19 protein-coding genes and 1 pseudogene are annotated in these 21,960 nt (G+C 63.4%); 11 read left to right on the plus strand and 9 right to left on the minus strand.

Annotation, left to right across the window (positions count from 1 at the left end; all coding sequences use genetic code 11):
• Together GORHZ_RS00325 and GORHZ_RS00335 are read right to left on the minus strand one after the other, a co-directional pair.
• Positions 1-775, minus strand: a pseudogene (locus GORHZ_RS00325) (hypothetical protein); the annotation flags it as partial.
• 16 nt (positions 776-791) lie between these two features.
• Positions 792-2,435, minus strand: coding sequence for a cutinase family protein (locus GORHZ_RS00335; protein ID WP_006329160.1), 1,644 nt, complete (start codon positions 2,433-2,435; stop codon positions 792-794).
• Positions 2,436-2,893: 458 nt separating this feature from the next.
• Here GORHZ_RS00335 and GORHZ_RS00340 point away from each other — a divergent pair, with 458 nt between their 5' ends.
• The gene (locus GORHZ_RS00340; RefSeq protein WP_245551315.1) at positions 2,894-3,580 is read left to right on the plus strand and encodes a helix-turn-helix domain-containing protein; all 687 of its coding nucleotides are present in this window, start codon (positions 2,894-2,896) and stop codon (positions 3,578-3,580) included.
• Between the two features lie 413 nt (positions 3,581-3,993).
• Here GORHZ_RS00340 and GORHZ_RS32125 read toward each other — a convergent pair whose 3' ends face one another.
• A complete protein-coding gene (locus GORHZ_RS32125; protein ID WP_373279548.1) occupies positions 3,994-4,551 on the minus strand; it encodes a DUF6545 domain-containing protein in 558 nt (185 codons plus the stop codon).
• A 357-nt stretch (positions 4,552-4,908) separates the two neighbouring features.
• On the opposite strand from GORHZ_RS32125, the gene GORHZ_RS29335 reads away from it, so the two are divergent.
• Complete coding sequence (locus tag GORHZ_RS29335) at positions 4,909-5,484, plus strand: DUF6431 domain-containing protein (RefSeq protein ID WP_006329164.1); 576 nt, start codon at positions 4,909-4,911, stop codon at positions 5,482-5,484.
• A gap of 171 nt (positions 5,485-5,655) precedes the next feature.
• Here GORHZ_RS29335 and GORHZ_RS00355 read toward each other — a convergent pair whose 3' ends face one another.
• Entirely contained in the window at positions 5,656-6,186 is a 531-nt protein-coding gene (locus GORHZ_RS00355; RefSeq protein ID WP_157204984.1) for a hypothetical protein, read from the minus strand.
• Between the two features lie 17 nt (positions 6,187-6,203).
• Positions 6,204-6,506, minus strand: coding sequence for an ImmA/IrrE family metallo-endopeptidase (locus tag GORHZ_RS29340; RefSeq protein WP_157204986.1), 303 nt, complete (start codon positions 6,504-6,506; stop codon positions 6,204-6,206).
• Between the two features lie 349 nt (positions 6,507-6,855).
• On the opposite strand from GORHZ_RS29340, the gene GORHZ_RS00365 reads away from it, so the two are divergent.
• From GORHZ_RS00365 to GORHZ_RS29345, 6 genes are all read left to right on the plus strand, one after another.
• Positions 6,856-7,698 carry an alpha/beta fold hydrolase gene (locus tag GORHZ_RS00365; RefSeq protein WP_006329169.1) on the plus strand — a complete coding sequence of 281 codons (843 nt, stop codon included), beginning with the start codon at positions 6,856-6,858 and terminating at the stop codon, positions 7,696-7,698.
• 118 nt (positions 7,699-7,816) lie between these two features.
• Positions 7,817-8,035 carry a hypothetical protein gene (locus GORHZ_RS30640; protein WP_006329170.1) on the plus strand — a complete coding sequence of 73 codons (219 nt, stop codon included), beginning with the start codon at positions 7,817-7,819 and terminating at the stop codon, positions 8,033-8,035.
• Positions 8,036-8,237: 202 nt separating this feature from the next.
• On the plus strand, positions 8,238-10,028 hold the full coding sequence (locus tag GORHZ_RS00370; protein ID WP_157204989.1) for a hypothetical protein: 1,791 nt from the start codon (positions 8,238-8,240) through the stop codon (positions 10,026-10,028).
• Between the two features lie 815 nt (positions 10,029-10,843).
• The gene (locus tag GORHZ_RS00375; protein WP_006329176.1) at positions 10,844-11,626 is read left to right on the plus strand and encodes a ParA family protein; all 783 of its coding nucleotides are present in this window, start codon (positions 10,844-10,846) and stop codon (positions 11,624-11,626) included.
• Positions 11,623-11,946 carry a hypothetical protein gene (locus GORHZ_RS30645; protein WP_040529490.1) on the plus strand — a complete coding sequence of 108 codons (324 nt, stop codon included), beginning with the start codon at positions 11,623-11,625 and terminating at the stop codon, positions 11,944-11,946. The genes GORHZ_RS00375 and GORHZ_RS30645 overlap by 4 nt, the downstream gene beginning before the upstream one ends.
• Positions 11,947-12,080: 134 nt before the next feature.
• Positions 12,081-13,001, plus strand: coding sequence for a DUF2637 domain-containing protein (locus GORHZ_RS29345; protein WP_051998703.1), 921 nt, complete (start codon positions 12,081-12,083; stop codon positions 12,999-13,001).
• An 80-nt stretch (positions 13,002-13,081) separates the two neighbouring features.
• On the opposite strand, the gene GORHZ_RS00390 is transcribed toward GORHZ_RS29345, so the two are convergent.
• Positions 13,082-13,672 carry a DNA-binding protein gene (locus GORHZ_RS00390; protein WP_006329182.1) on the minus strand — a complete coding sequence of 197 codons (591 nt, stop codon included), beginning with the start codon at positions 13,670-13,672 and terminating at the stop codon, positions 13,082-13,084.
• A gap of 414 nt (positions 13,673-14,086) precedes the next feature.
• On the opposite strand from GORHZ_RS00390, the gene GORHZ_RS32365 reads away from it, so the two are divergent.
• Entirely contained in the window at positions 14,087-14,968 is an 882-nt protein-coding gene (locus GORHZ_RS32365; RefSeq protein WP_083877146.1) for a DUF2510 domain-containing protein, read from the plus strand.
• 207 nt (positions 14,969-15,175) lie between these two features.
• Here GORHZ_RS32365 and GORHZ_RS00400 read toward each other — a convergent pair whose 3' ends face one another.
• Positions 15,176-15,544: a histone-like nucleoid-structuring protein Lsr2 gene (locus GORHZ_RS00400; RefSeq protein WP_006329191.1), complete on the minus strand. Its 369-nt coding sequence runs from the start codon at positions 15,542-15,544 to the stop codon at positions 15,176-15,178.
• A 180-nt stretch (positions 15,545-15,724) separates the two neighbouring features.
• A complete protein-coding gene (locus GORHZ_RS00405; protein ID WP_040529513.1) occupies positions 15,725-16,633 on the minus strand; it encodes a restriction endonuclease in 909 nt (302 codons plus the stop codon).
• Between the two features lie 1,430 nt (positions 16,634-18,063).
• Here GORHZ_RS00405 and GORHZ_RS00415 point away from each other — a divergent pair.
• On the plus strand, positions 18,064-18,945 hold the full coding sequence (locus GORHZ_RS00415) for a hypothetical protein (protein WP_157204992.1): 882 nt from the start codon (positions 18,064-18,066) through the stop codon (positions 18,943-18,945).
• A 304-nt stretch (positions 18,946-19,249) separates the two neighbouring features.
• On the opposite strand, the gene GORHZ_RS00420 is transcribed toward GORHZ_RS00415, so the two are convergent.
• Positions 19,250-20,053, minus strand: a complete 804-nt coding sequence (locus GORHZ_RS00420) for an Abi family protein (RefSeq protein ID WP_157204994.1) — start codon at positions 20,051-20,053, stop codon at positions 19,250-19,252.
• A 1,400-nt stretch (positions 20,054-21,453) separates the two neighbouring features.
• Between GORHZ_RS00420 and GORHZ_RS29350 the strand changes: the two genes are divergently transcribed.
• The gene (locus tag GORHZ_RS29350; RefSeq protein WP_051998704.1) at positions 21,454-21,948 is read left to right on the plus strand and encodes an alpha/beta hydrolase family protein; all 495 of its coding nucleotides are present in this window, start codon (positions 21,454-21,456) and stop codon (positions 21,946-21,948) included.
• Positions 21,949-21,960: the final 12 nt, after the last annotated feature.

Below are 21,960 nucleotides of genomic sequence, written 5' to 3' on the forward strand. Positions count from 1 at the left end.
GGGCACCCACCCCGGCGCCCACGCCGCCGCCGATCAACGCGCCCGGACCCGCCAGCGCCGCAGCCCCGGCAGCGGTTCCCGGCCCCGGCGCGATCGGGGTTCCCCCGACGCCGCCCAGGATTGCGCCGGCGATCGCACCGACTGCTGCCCCGACACCGGCGCCGAGCACCGCACCGGCCACCGCAACCGGGATACCCAGGGCGATCGCCCCGGCAGTGCCGCCCACGAGGATGCCGAGGGTGGTGGACGCGGCGGTGCGGGCGGCCTGGTCTTTGGGGTAGCCGATCGACTCGTAATAGGTCGCGACCCGCGCCTGGATGGTCGCCGCCTGGCCGTTGAGGTTGCGGGCATCGGCGTCGGAGATCATGCCTTGGGGGAAGTGCAGATTGCCCAGCTTGATCACGCCCGGCCGCGGCAGCACCGGGTTCACCGGCGTCACCGGCCGCGGCGCGGTCAACCGCGGCGGAATCGGGTTGTACGGTCCCGAGTACACCGGCGGGGTGTAGTCCGAGGTGCCCTCATAGACCGGTGGTGCGTCATACGTCGGCGGCGGAATGATGCTCGGACCCGACGACGGCGGCGCCATCGGAGCCGGAGCCGGTGGGGGGGTCGGGGTGGGCGGCGCAGTGCCGGGAGCCGTGTCGGTCGAGGGAGGTGCCGAGCCGGGCGGGGCCGCCAGGACCCCTCCGGCCGCCCCGGTGGCGAGCACCGCGGCCGCGAGCGTCGCCACGGCGATCGTCGTCACCCGGTGGGTCTGAGTGTGGTGCAGGGACACAGGAATGCTCCTCGTTTCAGTTCGATGCCGACGAGGTCGTCGTCGACGGGTCGGCGGTGGGGGTGGGTGCTGGGGTGGTCGGGGCTCCGGCGGTGATACCGCCCGAGGGAACCCAGGACGAGCCGTCGCCGACCGATCCGGGGTCGAGCGGGGGCGACGAGGTAGGCGAGGTGGGCGCGGTGGACAGCGGCGGCACCGACGGGCTGAACACCGACGACTCCGACACCCCGGAGCTGGTGTCGTAGTTGAGGATTCCGTCGGCGCGGTACGGCCGGAACGAATACTGTCCGGCCGCGTCATGGGCCAGCGCGGCGAACCACTGCGCGATATACAGCGCCGGGCTCGGTGTCGCCGCCGACACCGACGCCCGACCATAGGACTGGTGGGTCGTGCCGGCGTTCCAGTAGGAGACCAGATTGGTCAGATCCAACAAATCGCTGTTGGCGGTGACCTCGGTCTTCACCGCCTCGAACGCCTCATCAGCCCACCGCGACACCGTCGACGGTGGCACCAGCGCCACCACCGCAGCGGGAATCTTGGCAGCCAGAACACCGAGCGCCGCCGCAGGATTGGCCAGCCCGACCGCAGCCATCTGGGCGATCGTGTCGGGGGTGAACACGGTTTGCACCACGGTCGCCACCGCGTTGAAACCGATGGTGCCGACCTTCAACAACGCGGTCACGGCGTCGCTGATCCCGGGCATCGGGGTCCGTGGGTCCGACGCCGTGGCCAGACGCTGCGACAGTGGCACCGACGGGGTGTACGACAGCGAGTCGACGGTGTCACCGGACACGTCCTCGTTCACCACGTCCACCCCGGCCTTGATCGCCGTCGACCCCAGAGCGGTGGCGATCGAGGCGAGCGTGCCGACCGGGTCCTTCTGGTCGAGCGTGCTCGACCCCGCCAGGTTGGTGACCAGATGCACTAGCGGCGAGTTCGACGGCGCATCACACGCCAGATCACCGGGAGTGCAGAAATCGCCGACCCGCCCATCGAGCTGGCCATAACCCCCGACGGTGTCGGCCGTCGGACCAATCCCCCCACCCGCCGCCGTCGGAGCCCGGAACGCAGGAATATTCGCCAACGACCCCGAACCGCCGCCCGGTGGAGACTCCGGACGGTCACTACCGCCGGCGAACGTCGGCGCGCCGGCCTGCCGCACCGGATTGCCCAACAAGGCAACACCAGCCACCCGGGACGCGTCGATCGGACCCGCACCCTCACCGATCTTCTTGGCCACCATCGACACCACCTGCGCGCCCTGGCTATAACCCGCCAACGCGAACTGCGCGGTGCTGCACCTGTGTGCGATCTGCGTCAACGTCGCGGCCAGACGGGTATCGCCCTGGGCGACCGACTGCGCATACGGCAGCTCGCCGCCCACCGCCCCACCGAAACCGGCATCGTAAGGAACGGCAACATCTTTCGTCAGCGACCCCGCCAACGACGCCAACGGCCGAGTAATCGCACCCAACATCCCCGACGACAGATCAGTCGACCCCGTCGGGGACGTCTCCCCCGTCCCCGGAACACCAACCACATACAGCGGGGCACACACCGGCGCCGCCGAAGCAGTCCCCGGCGCGACCGCCAGGCCAGCCACCACCACCACCGACATCACCGCGGCACCCGCCGCGGGCACCACCCGAAACCTGATCATGCAGCGACTTCCTTCAACTGATGACCGCCCGCACAGCTACATATGAAGCTGCCCAAGACAGTCGAAACGGACTCTTGGACACCACGCCGACCCAGCCGCGGAAACGGCAAAGCTCAACGCCCAGCGGCCGTCTGGCACCCGCCGCCACCACCAGGCCCGAACCCACGACCCTGCTGGGCGGCACCAGTGCCAACCGCTCCCTTCTTCTCCAGGTCGGCCGCTATCTCTGTGACCGGGGCTAGGCATGGGCTAGGCACCGCCCCCACCTGCGCAGTCATGGTGATGACATAATCGGACAAGTATCGGTATATATTCGCTTCACTTTAAGTCACGGTGATGTCTGCATGAGTAGTAGAACCGAAGATACACCGAATGTATGCCGAAGTCGAAAGGGCGCGCCAGAGGTGCGCCATGCCGCCTTGCAAAATCGAGCGGGCGGACAGCATAAGGTTCGGGTCGTGGCAGACATCCTTCGTTTCGGTCGAATCGTGCAGGCTCGGCGTCAGGAGCTAGGGATGTCGCAGGCTGATGTGCGCGACGCGGGTGGCCCAAGCGATCTCACTGTGCGAAAGCTCGAGCGCGGACATACCGCACGTCCGGATTTCGTGACGCTCGGCAAGCTTGATCGAGCGCTTAAATGGACGGCAGGAAGCGCAGGACGTGCGCTTCAAGGGGGTGAGCCCACTCCGCTGCCGTCAGACGCGTCGGAACAGCCACAGGCGATGCCAGTTGATACGCGCCGCCGGCCAGCGCAACCGGTCACCGCAATCGATCATGGTGTGATACTTCGGACCGACGCCTTAGCGGATCTAACACGCAAGGGGCGGGCTCTCGATGAACTGCCCGCCCTTACAACGGACCTCACTAGCTCCGTTGCCGAACTTAGGCACGCAATCGACCGCATCACCCGCGCATGGATCATTCGACAGACTGAGATTGCTCGGCGCGATGACACGTTGTCCGACCTCATCCTAGTTCTCGACGACCACCTTCGGTCTCCACCAACGGCGGGCACACAAGCCGATATCGATGACCTTCGGTATCTTCGATGGTTGGCTGGGTACGAGACCACGACAGATGAAGACCAGCAACGCTACGAACGGCGGTTCGCAAAGGCTTTGGAGTCCGAACGAGGAGACCGATGATCCCACCGCTTAAGGAGCGACTTAATCGAGCGGTCGATTTCGCCCACTCGCGCAGTGAATCACCGCTGACAAGTCGAGAAATAGCTGACCAGGTGTCGGCTACTTTGCAAGATGAGATCTCTGAGCAGCTGATTCGTGAGCTGCGGGATGGGACGATTAACGCAGTGCCGGTGGGGCTGGTCGAGCCTCTCGCCCAGGTGTTCGGTATTCGAGATCATGGATACTTTGCCGACCCGGTCGCCGCCGCGGACATCGATCGAGTACTCGTCATGCACGAGCGTCTCGCACTTCTCATAGAAGCTCGAGACCTCGGAGTGCAACATATTGCGACCAGAGATGTTGACCAGGATCCGAGGCTTGTTCATAAGCTGCGAGCGGCTCTCGCAGCTATGACGAAACGGCCACAGGCTTCGTCAGATTAGCTGTTGTCCGCGCGGCTGCAACGTTGCCCATGCGCGGGCGACGTCGTCTACTTCATCGTCGTGAACTGCCCACAGTGGTGATGACAGTGCGCTACCCCTAACTGCGGGCTGTCCACAGGTTTGGCTGAACTCCTCACATGCCTCGTGTAGCACTGCCGCTCGATCGCGAGCCCCCTCAGGCCACACAGTCCCGGCTGGAAGCCACCGCGAGACTGCAAAGATGATGTCTTCGAGCTCGATTCTCATGCGATGCTCTCGCTCGGCTTCGCTTGGGAGTCCGTCGTCTGGTCCCAACTCCGCGAGCCGGTAAGCGGGAGCAATATTCGTGAGATGTTCCCAGAGTGGTCGGAGCTGAGCCATCCGAGTTTGCGGGCCCCTTTCTAACCCGGTACGACGACGCACATCAGCGATCACCGCTGGAATACCTACGGGCAACCAGGGCAAGAGGGTTGGGTAGAGGGCAACGTCGTTTCTCAGGGCGCTACGCGGCTCGGTCCACGACCCACCAATGCCTGCGCTCATGAGCCATGCACTGCCCATCACTTGCATCACGTTGATGATGCTGAATGCGATCGCAGCCAACAGTAGAGAAACTAGGAGCCGGCGGGCCGAAGTGGTGTTGACCGTCTCGCTGTGTGACGACCACGGCGGGGGTCATCGTCATTGAGTTTGTCGACGGCCCGTGTCGGGGACGGCGGTGGTCTGCATCATCAGCGCGCCCACCAACGGACCCATGCTGCTCTGCTCGTCGAGACTCCGTTTCGGCTCCGGCGCGATGCCGAATCCCGAGATCGTCACAGTCGGTGACGGCGGCCGCGTCGATTGTGGTGTCGCCCAACACGAACTGACCCCTATGCCAGCCCACGGGTGATAGGTAAGACTGGTGCATCATGGACTGGGTCTGCGGTGATCGTCGCGCGCACCGGCGAACTGGCCGAGGAACTACTCGCTGCCGGCGAACTGCGCTGCCCGCTGTGCCGCGACGGCCAACTGAGTTCGTGGGGCTACGGCCGGCGGCGTACCGTACGCGATCACGACGACGCCACGATCACCGTTCGCCCCCGCCGCACCCGATGCCGGTCCTGCTCTGCGACACATATCGTGATGCCCGCCGCCCTGCAGCCACGTCACGCCGACACCACCGCAGTGATCGGAACAGCGTTGCTGCACAGGGCAAATGGACTCGGACACCGAAGCATCTCGGCGACCATGGGACGGCCGCTGTCCACCGTACGCCGCTGGCTTCGTCGACTACCGCCAGCACACATGGACCGTCTCGCACGCGCCGGGACCGAGCAGCTGCTCGCCCTGGACCCCGACACGTTCACCACGCTGCGCTACCAAGGGAACATGTTGCACCACGCGCTGTCGCTGCTCGCCGCGGCGGCCTACTGGGACCACCACCGCTACGGCCTTGATGAGGCGCCGTGGACCCTGATCGGGATGTACACCCGCGGTCGGCTTCTGGCGCCACCTGGCTGACCCCTCCGATGCCCCGCGCGTCCGCCCGGGGCACCATCGTCGTGCCCGCAGGTAGCCGTCACTATGACGACCATCGCGTCTCGGCGACGATCACCCCGTCACCATGCAGACCAACTCCCGAAATCAGGTCTGCATCCACAGTGACGCCATCGTCGTCATCCTCGGCGACGGTCAACAAGTGGCCGACTTGGCCATCTGCCAGAGCGTCACCACTATTACGAGTTCGGCTGGTATGAACATGAAGCTGTGCAGTGTCAGGTACGCGCCGGTGCGCCATGAACTACTGAGCTGCTCCACCGCCAGTCCGGTTGAACGTAGCGGCTCGTTCACTGCGATCAAGACGACACAGATTGCGGCGCAGCCGGTCGCAATGGCCAGCCATACCCACCGCGCTGTCAAACCACTTCTCGAGCGCCATCGAAGGCCCAATAGCAGTAGAGCGGACGCCGAGCACACCTGCAACATTGCACCCAAAAGCCGGACATCAGAGAGGTCGAGGCCAAACAGCTCGTCTAGCCAGTGCTGAACCTCCGGCACTCGTAGCACGGCGTAGAGCACGATAAATGCTGCGTACCAGTGCGCGGCGGTGGTCGTAGGCCGGCGATCTCGAATGATCAGCATCCGATACGCAATCAGTGCGACAACTGCGGCCAGCACAGGGCCGATGACCGAGGTGGGCACGACTGTGGTCGTCTGGTCCACCAACGTTTGACTCGGTGTCACTGCTTCACCGGCTCGAAGAACGCGCTCGCGATTCGATCAAACCGCCCATCTCCACGCTGGCTTCGGCTCAACACTGCTAGGCGCGTGCCCACGAGCTCGGCGGTAGTCTCCTCCTCCGAATCGAAGACACTGCGATGCAGAACCCGTTCGACCATCTCTATGTCCAGGCCCTCAGCCAGCGCGGCCATCGAGTCCGGATTCCAGGAATCCCCCTGGTGATCGCAGAGAATATGACCGATCTCGTGGAATATTTGTTGTCTCTGGTGTCGCTCGCTGCGGGTGTCGTCGTAGTTGATCACGAAGGCACTCTTCGTCACCCACAGCAGCCCACACGACCCGGGTTCTCCTGCTTCGGGCGCCTCTGTCTGCCATGGCGACAACACGACAGCACGTTCGTACCGAGCTTCAAGCCACGCACAGAACTCATCGACAGTCCATGGCGGGATGACCGGAACCTCAGCGAGAATCGCTTCAACCCTGTTGGGCGTAGCCTTTCGGCGCCGCACGTTGGGAAGGGCCCAACTTGACATACGTGAAATCCTCCACGAAACCCCCAAAACACCGTACCGACCCTGGCGACCGATTTCTGACAGTCTAGGTGCATACACGCGCCAGGCCCGCCCCTTCATGGAGAGGACCAAACCCACCGTGCCCACTTTCACCTCGGACGCGCTGACGTTTCAGGTTACCGAACATGGCCCGAAGACCGGCGAGCCTATCGTCCTCTTACACGGATTTCCCCAGGACGCCACTTCTTGGAGCGCGACTGCCGCCGAGCTCGCCGGCGGAGGCCATCGCGTCCTCACGCCGAACCTGCGTGGGTATTCGCCGGGCGCATGCCCCCGCGACAGATCCTCCTATGGAGTTAACCGCCTTGTCGGAGATGTGTTGGCCCTTCTCGACGCACAAGCCCTCGAGCAAGCCCACATCGTGGGACACGACTGGGGAGGCTCTCTGGTCTGGACGATGCGAAAGACCCACCCTCACCGGATGACTTCGGCGACCATCGTCTCAACGCCTCATCCGAGTGCGCTCGCGTGGGCCTGCACACACACAGGCCAACTACTCCGTAGCTGGTACATGGCCGCCATCGCCCTCCCCGTTCTTCCTGAGTTCGTGGTACGACACCACCTCGCCCAGCTCATCGCTGCCACAGGTCTGCCAGACGAGCGGGCCAGCTACTACCAAAGCCTCATGAACCAAAAGGGCATCGCCACAGGCGCGCTCAACTGGTACCGCCAGATGCTCGTGGAGCAGATCCGGCCACCAGCACGACCGATACCTCCTGTCGGCGCCCACACGCCAGCAACCCAGTACATCTGGGGCAACGAAGATCTGTTCTTCAATCGCGCTGTCGCCGAGCGCACAACGAAGGTCGTCAGCGACCTCTCGTTTACTGAGCTCGACGGAGGTCACTGGTTGCCCGAGACCCACCCGACAGAGCTCGCCGAAACGATCAGAAGCCATGTAATTGTGTCTGCTCACCACTGAAGCTAGCCAATACCCACCGAGTATGAACCGAACATGCACGTACGATGTGCATTATGTTCGGTTCTTTTCGGCGTGTCGCTGACCTCGGTCGGCATTCTTGCTGGGCAGAATAGTCCCTATGGCTGGTCGCCCACGCAAAGATCCGTCCGGTGAGGACCTCGTGAACTTGAGCCTGTCCACCACAAAGGTGTTGCGGGCGACGATCCATGCTGCGGCGAAGGCGCGCGGCATGTACGTCGTCGATTACCTGGGCGCCCTGGTCGCAAATGACCTCGGCCAGCCGATACCTGGTGTGCCGCCGTTGAAGGAGGTTCTGGACTTGCGCAGTAGCGCCTAACTAAACGACGAGCGCCCCCGGCGGGAACCGGGGGCGCTCGTGAAGTTTGTGAGTGCGAGGCGGGAATCTCACACTCAAGTACCCCGAAGGGACAGTCTTGCCGGACTGGTCTCAGGATAGCGTGCGTTTTCAGAGCGCCGCTACACCTGACTCAAGCGTGTCGGATTTCGACTCCATTGCGGTGGAGTCGAAATGGTGTGAGTTGTACCGGCTCCTTCTGGCGCCGGGCACGGTCGCGTATGCGCTGGCGCCCACCGCACGATCGAACAAGCCGATCAAGGTCAATTCAGGTGATGCCGGCGCGCTGATGAGTGAAGCCGAGCGGGCTGGCGCTGGTCACGCGGCGTGGGCGGTCGTTGCGCCACTGCGCGCTGATTTGCTGGTGCTTGATATCGACGAGTGCGCGGATGTTGTGTGGCCGACCTTGCGGGATGCGGCTGCCGACGTCGGGGCCGGCGTCGCGCACTGTGCCGCGTCGGGTCGACCCGACTGTCTGCACGTGGCGCTGGCCTGCCCTACCGATCTGGCGATGCAGTACCTCCTGCGCCTTGTCGAGGACCTGCGCCGCCGGCATGGGCCTGCTCTGTCGGAGACCGCGGGTATCGATGTCCGCGGTCGCAAGCCGATCCGTCTGCCCGGCAGTGTGTCGCTCAAGGGCCACGCCCCGTGTGTCGCTGTCGATGAACACACCCTCGCACCTATTACCGCGATCGCGGCCGCCCACCGCGCCGCTGCTGCCCTCGAGGAGCTTCCGCACACCGAGCGGGTTCCCCGCCCGACCATCGCTGCCCCACGGCTCGACGACCACGCTGCTGCCGAGGACGAGGCCAGTGGGCTGCAGTGGGAGGCGCCCCGAGCGTGGCGAGCACGGACTCCCTTGTCGGCCGAGGACTGGCACGTCCTCAACGATCTGGGTGCTGATCGTTCGTTGGCTGCCACGGACGGCGCCTGGCGGTTGTGGCGACATGGGCTGCGGTCCTTTGCTGCGGCACGCTGGTGGTACGAACGGCTGCCGTGTTTCACCAAGTTCCGTGATCGCGACCTGGAGGCCCACCGCAAGCGTGGTGGACGTGGCCCGATGCGTTGGGACGCCTGTCAGAGTCATTGGAACTCGATTGTGCGGCGCGCACGCGCACACCAACCGGAGATCCCCGTCGCGGACCAGGCGGTCATCGACGCAGTCCTCGAGGAACTCACGTGGTGGCCCGAAGCCGATCTCGCCGCGACCGCCGCCGCCCTGATCTACCACCGTTTCGCCGATGGACACGGTATCCACGCTCGGCCGATCGCGCGCCGAGACCTGAACACGCTCATGCACTTCTCCGACGGCACCGCCAGTCGCACGCTCGGTGAACTGGCGCGTAGGGGCGTTCTCACCCTGGTCGAACGGTGGCCGGCCAATAACCCGCGGCGCGCGAATTTGTACACGCTTACGGTGCCACCTCGCATTTACCGGGGGGATCGGGCCCATGACGTCACAAGTCCCCCCGCCCGCACCTCCCTCCCCCACCCCCTCTGGGGGCAGGTCGGGCACAAGATTCGCCGTACATGGCTCCAGCTGACCTCCCTTGGCCAGGCGGTGAGCACCAAGGCCCTCGCGAGGACCACGGGTACCCCGGCCGGTGACCACTCCCACGGCCTGCTCCAGCACCTCCACACCCTGGAAACCCTCGGCCTGGTCACGAGGAGCGGCCGAGGGCGGGGCACCCTCTGGCAGGCAGCCCCAGGTTCCACGCTTGATGTGGCCGCGCGTGCCTGCGGTGCAACGGACAGATCGCGACAGATCAGCGCACGGGTTGTCGCTGAAAGACGGTGCTGGCATTCGGAAACGAGGTCCGAACAGGCGCGCAGCAAACGCGGTCTACAAATTCTTCGAGAACGGTTGACGCACTCCGACGCTACGGCCACGGTGTTGCCTTTCCCCGATGCGCGGCGGTCGTCCCGCCACACATCGAGGCACCGCCGGCGGGTACCCCAGCAGGACGGCCCCTAGCTACGCCAGGGTTTCGGTCCAGCGAACCGTTCTGGGTGCCTGTCGGTGGACCTAGCTGGGTTAGCACGCGTAGCTAGGACTGCAATCCGTGTTGATGAGGTGTGGATGACGGGCCTGTCAATCCCAGGCCTGACCTCGATTGATGTGTTTGCGCATCTTTCCCAGAACGACTTCATGATGCCTGCGCTGGCTATCGCAGCAACTGCGCGGTTACCTAGCTATGACCGCTAGTCGAGCTGCGCTAGCGGTGTGCGCTCGACTAGGCACGGCAAACGGTGACCCCCTCTGGTGTGCGGCCAAGTGAGAACGCGTAGCTATCTTTACCCGCTGGGCTAGCAGACCTAGGTTACCTAGGTTGCGTAGCACGTTGGCGGACACCAACGGTTCTCTTCGGCCGTCGCAGCGTTGTTTGCCTGCAACGAGCCAAGAGAGAAAAGGCATCGCATTGCAGGCGAGAGTAGCTAGCGTAGCTAGCGCGCGTAGCTAGGGAAGCCCAATGTCAAGATGGTTCTTCGGGTTTTCAATTTCGGTTTTTATTTGGCATTTACTGCAGCTACGTGCACGCGCTAGCTACATGTACCGCAAGACTGCTGCGCTAGCTATCGCAGCACTGCGCGGTTACCTAGCTATCACCGCTAGTCGAGCGCGCCTCGCTGCGCTAGCGGTGTGCGCTCGGCTACGTAAGACAACGGTGATAGCTAGCAACGCTAGACACGCTCGGCGTGCGTCCCACGATTGGCTGTCTAGCGGTGCTAGCTTCGCTGTGCTTGCTTTGCTAGCTCGCTGAACCGAGTAACTGGAGGGGACGACCGCACATGCAGCCACGAAAGATCGCCGTCGCGAACCAGAAAGGGGGAGTGGGCAAGACCGCGACCACGCTCGGCCTCGCGTCCGCTCTCAGCGCCGCCGGTAAGCACGTACTCGTTGTCGACATGGATCCGCAAGGAAACGCGACGACCGGGCTGAATGTCGTCGTGGACGAGAACACTCTGACGTCCTTCGATCTCATGGCACGCACACAGGAGGGGACCGCCGCCGATGCCGTGATCGCAACGCCGTGGGATCGTGTTGACCTCATCCCCGCCAGTGTCGCACTCGCCAACATCGAGGCCGATGGCGCGAACGACCTGATCTTCCGACTCGACGTCGCCTTCGAAGGCGTCGATCTCTCGCCCTACTCACTCGTGCTATTCGACTGCCCGCCAAGCCTGGGCAAGCTCCTGTTCGCAGTGCTCTGCGCGGCCGACGGTGTTGTCGCCGTCACCGAGCCGACAATCGACAGCGTGCGTGGAGTGGGGAACCTGGAAGAAACCATCCGAAACGTCGTCCGGCGGCCCAATCCTGGTCTCACGTTCGACAAGATCATCCTCAGTCGCCGCCGGAACACCGGCGAGCACACCTATCGCGAACAAGAACTGCGCGAGGTGTACGGAGACCTCGTCGCCAGGACAGCAATTCCCGAACTCGCCGCCCGGCAAGACGCGCACAGCGCACACACACCCATCCACGAGTTCCGGGGTGGCCGAGCCATCGCATTACAGCTGGCGTACACCGACCTTCTCGGAGAACTTGATCTGAGTGTGAAGGAGACAGCGTGAGTTCCGTGAATCGCACACCCGCCATCGGCCGCAACCGGCACCCAGGAGAAGATCTACCGGAGCGGCCGCAACCTGCAAGCCCGAACACCTCGGCTGGCGACGCGCCACCGGTGTCGCCACCTCCCGCGCGGAGTACGGCAGACCGGACGCAAGAGGAGCGGATGACAGAGCAGCACAACGTCCGTATTCGCCCCAGCGTCAAGGAAAGAGCGTTCCGGGCGGTCAGCAAACTGCGGTATGAGACAGGCGATTCCAGCATCAGCCTGCAGTCGATCACCGACCAGGCCCTCGACGAATACCTCAAAAAACACGGCTGCTAGCACCAATAGCTAGCTGAGCTAGCTGCGTGCTGGTCGGTATACACCCCAGAGGTCCTGGCAGTGATTGCGGCACTGCCAGGACCCATTCGATCACAGAGGAGCTGTGACCTTTGATTCATGCTACTCAGCCGGCGATGCGCGGAACCGCACTTCTCGCGGCGGTACTCACCGTCGTCATTGCCACTGCCGCGTTCACACTCTCGTTCTTCGCCCTATGGGAGCTGGCCACAATGGCCGGCGTGTTCCCCGAACGATGGGCATGGCTATTGCCCATCGTGGTCGACGCATACATCATCATGTCCACCCTGCTACTGGTGTACTCGACCCGGCGCGGCGACTCGAAAGGCCGGCGATACCACCTTTCGATGCTCGTGCTCTTCAGCACCATCAGCGTGCTCGGCAACGGCTACCACGCCCTGGTCGTGGGCAGGGGAGAACTCCCCGCCCTCGTATCCGCCGCCATCGCAGTCGTTGCACCACTAGCACTCCTTGCGAGCACACACGGACTGATCGTCCACCTATGGCACGCTCAAGCCTCGACCCAGCACGAGCCGCCGGCTGGCATCGACGATCCGACGCCCCACGCCACCGAGAACTCAACGAACTCAACAGCCCCGCCGACGGGCAAACCCGACAAGCCAGCGCCGAATGATACAGAGAGCATCAGGCACGAAGCTCAGGCCATCGCCCGCACCGAAACAACCCTTGACGAGGACGACAGCACTACGGAGCACTGGGAAGGGGACCCCCAGCAGGTCAACGTCTCGGACATCGACATCGACATCGACATCACCGAAGACGACCTCGAACTCGCACGCCGCATCTGCGGCACCGGTCGCGTCAAACACGATGCACAGACAGTGGCGCACACCCTCGTCCTGGACCGCCGCGGCCTCCCCCGCGACACGACCGCCCAGATCATCGGCGTACACCGAAGCACCATCAACAGATGGGCAGAACTCGCCGACACCGTCCGCCGCACCCACGAAGACCACACGCGAACCCAGGACTTCGATACCCTCAACCAGCAATACCAGGAATTGAACTCGGTCTAACAGCAAGTCCCACTAAGCAATTGGGGTCTAGTTCTAAGGTGTTGCCGACACATGTTGGCGATGCGGTCGAGCAGCTCCCGTCATTTGCCACTTCGGTCCCGGGTGTTGAGGGTGTCGACGACTTCACGCAGCGTGGTGGCGGTGGCCTGAGCGGCGGCCGCGGTCTGCTCGGCGGTGCGGGCTCGATCGCGTTCGGCGGCGATCTCGGCGGCCGCGGTATCACGCGCAGTCGCGGCCGCCGCCTCCGCGGCTTGAGCGCGGTCGATGCTCGCTGCGAGATCGGTGCGCAGTTTCTCGAGCTCGGCGGTCAGCGTGGTGATGCGGGCGTCGGCGGCGTCGGCGCGGGCGATGGCCTGCTCCGCGGACTGAAGCGCCGCAGCTTCCGCGGTCAGCAGTGCTTCTCGTTCCGCGGCCACCGATTCCGCGTTTTCATCACGCGCGGCGGCGACCGCCGCCGACCACAGCGGCGCGAACACCGGCGCGAGGACCTCGGTCGGCACGGTCGGCACGTCGCGGGCTGGCCGGTTCTTGGCCAGCCACTCGCGGGCCGCATCGGTGCCGACGCCGGCCTCCTCGCGCAACGCCCGCACCGTGACCGGGCGGCCCTCCCGGGTCAGCGTCGCGAACGCGTCGGCGATCGCGGCTGTCGTGACGTCTCGTCGTGTCGGCATCAGTCAAGCCTCCCATTCGGTCAGGTTCAGAACTTGTACTCGATACGTACCAATAATACCTGAGAAATCGATCAGAAGTACGTACTTTGTACCGAGTACGTTACTAATGTACCTCGACTATGGAGTCACACCGGCCTGATCGCCCTTTGGTTAAGCACCTGATCGCGTCCATCAGCCCAAACCGTGACGGTCTATCTGGTCAACGCACCAACTTCCGGACTGTGTCTGCGGACAGTGGGACTCGGACAGGACAAATCGAAGATCGCCGGTCAATGTTGGGCACGCACACGCGATTGTTTCCGACACACGAGTGGGTCGGCCTGGGCTCACGAGGGGGGCTAGCGGCCCACAGGAAGTCGACAGCTAGCCTCACAGCCGTCAACGTTGAACACTTCTCACACAATCGGGGGCGATATGACCACACAGCCAGCACCGCCGGGTTGGTATCCCGATCCCGCTGGCGGCGGTGGTCGTCGGTACTGGGACGGCGACACATGGGGACCGGCCGAACCCTTGCCGTCAACAGCGCCGCCGGGTTGGTATCCCGATCCTGCCGGTAGCGGAGGTCGCCGGTACTGGCAGGGCGGCACATGGGGTGCACAGGAGCCCGCAGCGGCGGCGACTGCCGAGGCGACTGACGTTTCGGATTCATCCGCCGCCGCTCCGGCTCATCCGACAGGCAAAACGGCTCTCGTTTCCCCGCCACCTTCACTGGGTGCGCCCTCCCCGAGTAGTTCTTGGTGGGCGAACTCATCCCGCAGAATGAGAGCCACCGCCGTGGGCGTCGCTGCCGCCACCGCGATGGGGCTGATCGGGGCCGTAGGCATCGTCAACCATCATCGCAACGCCTGTTCCCCGGCGGCTCCCAACCCAAGCCGGAATGACTTCGTGCAAGAGAACAGCCTCAAAGACTCTCTATCTGATGCGTGGAACAAGTCAGGCGGGATCGGCGAGGAGGTGCGGGACGGTGACTTGGCGTTCATCGTCAGCGCAATAGAAGTGTGCAACAACGGCTACGCCAAGGTGGCGGTGGCCGTGGGAAACACCGACGACATTTCTCACGACTTCGACCCAGAAAATCAGAGATTACTGAGGAACCTTCCGCCACAAACTGGTCCTATTCCGGAGGGTGGGTTTGAATGCCAGCTTTGCGACGGTATCGGAGACCGGGTGAGGATCAACCCTGGGGACGCCATCGCGACGGTGGTCCGGTTCGCGATAGAGGGTGATCCAGCGATCATGGCGGTCGAGCTTCACGACTCATCGTTGTCGTTCGGGGTCAAGGTTTATCCGTAAATATCCAGTCCGTCTGATCCGTCCCCGACTCCCGCAGACCGACATATCAATTCAATGCTCTCCGGTCCGACGACCAGCCGGAACTCTCAGGTCAGAGCATGACGGTTACCGTCGATGACGGTTACAGCTTGTGGCGTTGGCCTCGCGCAGCTGGCATAGCTCAGCTCGGACACTGATCGGGGTCTGCTGGCATGGCCATGATCCCGATCAGTGTCCGGCTGAGTTGTGGGCGGCTTCGAATGCCTCGACGATGTCGCCGGGAATGCAACCTCGGTCGCTGACGCGGAATCCGTTGGTGCGTGCCCAGTCCCGTATCGCACGTTTCTGTTCGGTGGAGGTCGGTCCACTGCCGGCGGCCGGGACTCGAGTGGTCTTCGGTGGTGTCGCGTGGCTGTGGTGGACCGGCCGGGACACCTCGAGGTAGGTCAGCAGGTCGGTGTGGAATGCGGCGGCGCGCTGGGGTGTCGTGTCGAACTCGTAGGTGGTGTCGCCGATGCCGAAGTGCACGGTTTCGTAGCTGGACAGGACCGTGCCGTCGAAGTCGTCGGTTACCTGAAGAACTTTTCTTGTGGCCACTCGGCGTCCTTTCCTGGTCGTTCTGTCCGGTCGAGACGGTAACAGTTCGCGGTGGCCGCACACGGGGTCGACATCGGCGATGATTAGGGCCGGTGTCCCTAATGAGTTGGTCGGTCGACCTCCCCCGTCGACACGGGGTGCCTTGGTCGCACGATGCGCTGAGCGCGGGCAACCGTGGACCTAGCGAGGCTCGAGCGCGGTGAAGAACTCGGGGTTCACGGTGATGTCCTCGACGACCCGCTCGCGGGTGTCGACACCGAGCGCGTTGTCTTTGAGGAGTTGGCACAGCTTGTCGCCGTCGATGAGGTCGATGGGCGGCGCGCCATCACGCTTGGACTCATCCTGGGCGTCTTTGGTGAACGAGCCGGTCGTGATCAGCAGACCTTTCTCGCCCCGGCCGGCCATGGCACCGCGGAAGTCACGCACCGACGCCGATCCGACGCTGCCCCGGTACCGCTTGCACTGGAAGTAGACCGGGAAGCTCAGCAGCGACACCTGCAGGACGCCCATGCCGTCGATGCCGCCGTCGCCGCTTTTGCCGGTCACGATCACGCTGGAGAACCCCGACTCGCGCAGTAGTCGCTTCGCCAGGTTCTCGAAGCCCGCCGGCGACATGGCGAGCAGGACCTCGAGCAACTGGTCCTGCCACTGCACGTCATCAGCGTCGTGCTCATCGACCGTCGCGGGCTCGGTGCCCGGTGCCGCTGCCGGTGGTGGGGGAGTCTGCTGCTTCGTGCCTTTGTTGTCCCGCACCGCTTGGATGTAGCCGGCGCGCAACGGCTCGATCTGACTTTCCGGCGTGGCCCTGCCGCGTTCGGTCACGCTCCACACGCCGCGCCTGCTGTTGGTCAGCAGACCCATGCCCTTCAGGTATGTTCGCGCCCAGGCGAGTCGATACTTGATCTCCGTGGTCGGGCCGTCCCCGTGCAACACATCCTGCATGTCCCGCGGGTAGTGCTCGCGCTCGATCACCGCCGCGTCCAGTTCCTCGATGGACGCGGACCCGCCGAGCGCGATGACGGCCTGCAGCGTCGGCCACAGCATGTCTTGGTATACGGGCACTTTCACGACGGACATGCCGACCAGCATCTCATCCGCATCCAGCACGGCACGGCGGCTGTCGGGTGACAACCGATGGGGAAGTGGTGAACCCGTTCGGGGGAGCGTCATGACCCTGGTCGGTGTCGGAGCGCTCGGGCTCGCGGCCCCGTGGGCTAGGGGATGCGCTCCATGCTGGGTCCGACCGGTTCGGCATGTTCGCTCCCGCCGACGATCGCGCGCAATGACGGCGTACTGGTACCCCGGTGGGTTGACAGAAGCGGAATATCGGTGGGTCGCCGCGGAGTCAGTTTCAGCCGAAACTCGATGATCCGGCTCTTGCTCGTTCCCTTTTCAGGTGTGCGGTGCGGTGCTCCTCGCTGGGCCAAGCGACGAGCACGATCGCGGCGATGAAAGCGGCCACGAGGAAGGCGTCACGATGGTCCACCCGACTTGACCGCCGCCATCCGGACACCCCGGTGTCGCAGCGTCTCTGCCGGAATAACGACCGGCAAACCTGCGGCACTCGTCCTTGGTCCAGAACTCTCCGTTGCCGATCAAAGTCCGGCACCTTATCCTTGCTCTTCTTTGCGAGGTTTACGCTTGGCAATCGCTGCACGGAGATCGATATGCGCCGATTCCACTTCCTCGGTGTCCGGGCTCGCTCTCCTCGTATTCCATGACCTTCGGACGGCCTGCTCATTGACTCTCTGTCGCCTCGACCCGCTCGCCGGCCAGGTCAATGAGCCGCTGGCGGATCTCGGCCATCCGCTGTTGATGGTGATAGTCGCCCCCCACGACTTCGACAGGCGCTTTCGTTCCACGGCCAGTCACACTCGTTACTCGATCGTCGGTGCCATGTGACCCTAACGGTAGTGCGCGATCGCTGCCCGTAGAGCGGTGGTCGGGAGTCGTCGGACGCACCTCGGCTACCTTGGACCAAAGGCAATGCCACTGCGGTAGTACGGGGACTTGTTGGTGTGTGTCGGTGCGACGTATGGATCGGCGTTTCCGCAGGTAGAATGAGTAAACCCCGGGCGGTTTCCAGGCCGCACCGGGGCTACGGGCCGGGAGGGGACGATCGGCTGCCCTCGTGAACTGCGAGGACCGTCCGTCCCGTCGGAAGAGCGCGTATACGAAATTGATCCGCTCGACTGTTCCGGCTTGACGTCGACAATAGCACGCCATACGACTGGGCGCCACCACCTCTGCTGCCGAAGTGGGTCATCAGGATGTTGATGACCCGATGGTGTTCGGGAGCATGTGATTCGTTTGCCCAATTTCGGCTCATGCCAACATATTTTCGACATAATTCAAGTGTGTGGTGCGAGTCGGAGCGGCCGCTCTAAGACGATCAAGTATCACGTTTGTTGATGATGTGCTATTTGTTTTGTTGACGATGTGACACTACCCTTGCGTATAGACCTATAGAGGACTACATCTATTTCCAGTATACGAGTACATGGATGGGAGGTTGGAACATGTCAGCAACCGTGGCGTCGGTGGACGAGCGGCTCGATCTCGCTCGTACGCTTGCAGAGGAGATCCGCAAGACATCTGGGAGGCGCAGGAGTGCACCGGTCCGATCGACCTTTGTGCGCGATGTTGGGGGACAGAAGTCGGCGCCGCTGGCCAAGCTGGTGAGTGGCGGTGGTCGAGGCCACGACGTGGCGCTCAAGCTCTACCTGTCGCTGCTGTGGCGCAGCGCTAAGGAGCCGTTTGCGACTGCCATCCCGGCTCGTCGGTGGGCGGAACTGCTTGCATTGCCCGACCCCAGTGGACGCGGCGCTCGTCGGGTGAGCGATGCAGTCAAGACGTTGACGAGCCTGCAACTGATCGACAGCACCGCGCAACCCGGTGCCGCCCCTAAGCTCACCTTGCTCCACGAATCCGGCAACGGGGATCCGTACATACCGCCGCGCGGAGCGGCCGGCGACCGGTACTTCCACGTGCCCGATGACCTCTGGATTACTGGCAGCCTGCAGACCCTGTCTGCTCCGGCGATCGCGATGCTCCTTGCCGTTCTCGTCGATCAGTCAACACCCGGAGCACCCGTTTGGTGGGCCACCTCGGTGTTCGAGGGCCGCTTCGGACTCTCGCCCGCCACGCGCTCGCGCGGCACCAAACAACTGGTCGAGGCAAAGCTATTGACGGTGAAACGCAAACCGATTTCGACGTCCCCAACCCGGACATTCACCGCGGACCGCGTTCGAAACGAGTATTGCGTGACCGGCCCCGCGCTCTACGGCACGACGTCGCCAGAAGTGACCGTTAGACCGAAGAAGAAGCTCACGCGAAAGAAGAAGACACCGGCGGCGGCAGCCGACACATCTCGCAGGAAACTGACGGCCGCCAAGAAGTAGTCTCCCGAACATCCCGTTTTTCGTCTGGTTTACATCAGCCATGATTGAGCGGTCATGTGAATCGTGATGAAGCAGAGAGGAATTGCAGGTGTAGGGGCGCGCGTGGATCTGGTCACTGTGTGCAGAAAACCCACAGGGATCGGATCGATCCTCCTCCCGCTCGCTGTCACCGGACTCGATGACGTCGGCGGTTGCCGGGCACGATGAGCGTCCCCGAACCGAGCACTCAGTGACGACGACTGTTGCGCAGCAACATCTAAACATCCCCGCGGCAACGATTACCTGGTTGCGACAGCCAGAGTTCTCAGACGAAACCCCAACCGATTCGGGGGTCCTGCATCAGGATATCTGCGACTGTGGATGACGATTCGAGAAACTGAGCGAGGTCCCTGTCGATCATTCGAGCCAAACGCATGCAGGCTGCCTGACCCTCCTGAGCGGTGCGGCGCACAGGAGTCGACGTTTCGTCATTGGTGCCCGGGATTGGATAGCCCTTAACCAGGGACTCGTGGTGGGCGATTCGATTGCGCAATACGTGTACTTCGCGAACTTGCTCGTGGACCCAGGCTCGGTCGAGTTTTGTGCGGTCAGCCGCTCCGGCTTCTCTGTTGGCGCCAGGGAAGGCTCGAATCAACACATCGCGAGTCCAGACTTCATCGTGATTCGCGCGGCCGCACGGACCCTCCAGTCCTGTGACACCCCCGACGTCCAGCATCGCGACCCAGGTGCCAAACATGCAGCTTGCAAGTAATCGCCCGCGAATCTTGCCCTCAGCCATTTGGTAACTGTGGAATTTCGCAGGAAGACGATCCCAAGCCTCCGCGATCTGCCTGTAGCTTCGTTGGTCGAACAAAGCCGAGCTGAGGCGAAACCAGTTGTCGCCGTGACTTTCAGCGAGCGCGCTATCGAGACTGTTTCGGAGAGCGACCTCGAGGACAGAGATGTCGTGAAAGAAGGCTGCCGACAGCCGCCGCCCCCACGCGTAGAGTGCGAGGGCCTTTGGTTCGTCGTTGTGCGTCGCTGCAAGGTAGGTAGCCAGGCGTTGCTTTGACACGTGTTTTGCCTGTAGGCCGGCCGCCGCGACCCCTTCCTTTGACACATCTGGCACGGGTGATACGTTAGTAGACGTATTCCCCCCCACATGAGGCCACCCGCACACCGGTTCCGCCGTGGGGGGGTCATTTTTCTCCAGCGGCCGACTGCCGCAAGGGACCACCGCCTGGATGATGTGGTCGCCGACGGTAGTGGGCGAAAAGTCGGTCGACGACCGCTGCAAGATTCCACGGCGCACTGACCGTGGCGGCGGGCGGCGGGCCGCCGGTTGTCCGTTCTCGTTAATGCTGGCCATCGTGACCTGCGGAAAGGCCAAGAATTCTGAGAAGAATTCGGTTGCCCGATTCTCAATAGAGTTGGCCTTTTCGCAGGGAGCTGATCCACCTCGACTCCGACGTCATCGGCTACGGAGATCCGGTAATCGTCCTACTGTTGACCGTCGAACCGCTGCAACACCCGGGTCCGAATCCGTTCCGTTCGCCGGCAACGACCTAAGGTGGTTTCGCGCTGATCGGCATCTTCCGAACGTATGGCCAGCTTTACTGAGACGAAGGGCGCCGCGCCGTAGATGGCCAGATGTAGTGAGAAACTGGCCAACTTCATCGAGACCGAACACCGGTAGGGGGAACCGGGCGGGGCTGGCTGCCAGGCCAGGTTGACAGTAGTGCGAGTTATCGGCGTGGCGTGTCCCCCGTAGATCGGTCCGGTTTTAGAGTCCTGATTGCCCTGGTGGTGAGGGCGTAGAAGGGCGATGAGGAACATGGCAGGACGCAAGCGTCACTCGGCGGAGGACATCGTGCGCAAGTTGCGGCGGGCGCTCTTGGGAAGGTTTTCGTGACCGCTGCCCGTCTCGCGCATTCGCACGAGTTCCGTCTCAGTTGATGTGGCGGTCTCATTTGATCTGACGCATCCCGCACCGCGTGTCTCAGTTAAGTTGGCGCACCTGCATGTTTGTCCACAGATGAACGACAGATGAACGGAGGCCGACCATTTCTCTTTCCGAACACCGTCGCTATGTCGAGATTCTTTTTTGACGTGGCGGAGGGCAAGCTAGCTATTTGCGATCAGATTTAATGGGTCGGAACACTCACTGTCGGTGGAGCGGGAGGTGTCGTGGCGGAGGTGGTTGGCGTACATGGGATCGCACAGGAACGTTCAACACGGGAAAGGCAGTTCAGGTTGTGGGCTGATTCGTTGGGAATGGCGAACGCCTGGCGCAGTGGTCCGATGCCGACGTTGGCGGTAGCGTTTTATGGTTGGCTCTTTCGTGAGGGTTCGCCTTATCTAGGTCCGGACGAGGAGCCCGAAGATTTAGGCCCCGAAGAAGAAGCCTTCATCGTATCCGCGCTGGAAGAGGGGTTGGGGGAGACGTCGAACGCGGATGTGACCGAGTTGGACGAGACCAGGGCGACGCTGGGTCCTCCAGGGATTGTTCCGCCGGCTTTGTTGAGGGGCATGGCCGCAATCGACCGACGATTCGGCGGTGGAACGAGTGTGCTGCGGGTAGGGGTGCTGCGTCAGGTCTACGCCTACCTACATCGGGAAGGAGCGGGGGAGGTAATCCGCCAGGACGTCCTCTACGAGGTCGGTGCCGACTCTCGGGTCCTGGTCGGTCACTCGCTGGGCAGCGTGGTGACCTACGACCTGCTGCGCCGAGGCATGGCTCCACAGGTCTCGACGTTGGTGACGTTGGGATCGCCGCTGGGGTTGGCCACTGTGCGCCGAGCCCTCGAGGCCAAGTTCGCAGGGTCGAACATGGGTGCGGTGCATTGGGTCAACGTGTACGACGACTGGGACGTAGTCACCGGCGGCAATGGTCTCAAACCACTTGCGCACGAGGACTTCCGTGTCGACAACGGACGTGGCGATCCACATGCGCTCACGCGCTACCTGCGACACGCGGAGACGGCCACAGCGATCGTGGCGGGCGTCAGTGGTGCGACGTCTTGAACGAGAGTGGGG

It is taken from the genome of Gordonia rhizosphera NBRC 16068 (assembly GCF_000298195.1).
Lineage (GTDB): Bacteria > Actinomycetota > Actinomycetes > Mycobacteriales > Mycobacteriaceae > Gordonia > Gordonia rhizosphera.